The organism is Vibrio sp. D173a (genome assembly GCF_030248475.1).
In genome coordinates, this window is sequence record NZ_JAHGAH010000349.1 from 1 (window position 1) to 822 (window position 822).

Below are 822 nucleotides of genomic sequence, written 5' to 3' on the forward strand. Positions count from 1 at the left end.
CGGTCGCATGGACTCATCTCTGGATGACGTCCAATGGTGGGGTGACCCAACCGTAGAGTACGGCTACGCGATCTCAAACACTCGTGACGTACACGTGGGTGTGAAGATACAAAACCTAGAAGGCAAGCTGCGCTACAGCGTTTCCTTCGCTCCAGAGTCTGACTTCTCTGAAGACGATGCGCTGATTCACTTTGGTAAATACGACAACTTCGCAGACCAATGGAAAGACAAAAACGCCATGGTCAACGGTTATGTCCAATACGATCTGACTGACGACCTGACCCTAATGGGTGGCGGTGAAGTTCGTAATAACGACGGTGGCGAACTTCTACTATTAGGTGCTGAGTACAAGAACTTTGCTACGCGCGTTTGGCACGACACTGACAAAGGCAATCAAGAGTCTTTCGGCAGTGAGTCTGGTATTCAAACCAGCGCTTGGTACGAAGCCGCACAAGGTGTTTACCTATCAGCAGCCTACAACTACGCTAACTTTGATGGTGATAACGGCGAAAAAGAGATCACTTCTTACATCAACGCAGGTGTTTGGTACGAATACGGAAACGGTGCATTTGCGACCGCTTTCGATAGCCGCTTTGGCGTAGGTAGCGACACTGAAATTGGCGACGCACAAGTGTTCGCAATGCAATACTTCTACTGGTAATAACAGGAAATCACTATGAAACTGAACAAATCATTCGCAGCTATCGCTATTGGCGCAGCACTTGTTGTTACTGGTTGCGCATCAAATACAGGCTCTGAAGAGCTTCAAGCAAATCAATTTAAAAACGTTATCGACCGCACTGGCTCACCAGAATACATGCG

The 822-nt window shown here is 48.1% G+C and carries 1 protein-coding gene; it reads left to right on the plus strand.

Features of this window, described 5'->3' with window-relative positions:
* The coding region (gene ygjJ, locus KIV40_RS25715) for a protein YgjJ (RefSeq protein WP_285352018.1) at positions 1-661 on the plus strand (661 nt) is incomplete at its 5' end.
* Positions 662-822: the final 161 nt, after the last annotated feature.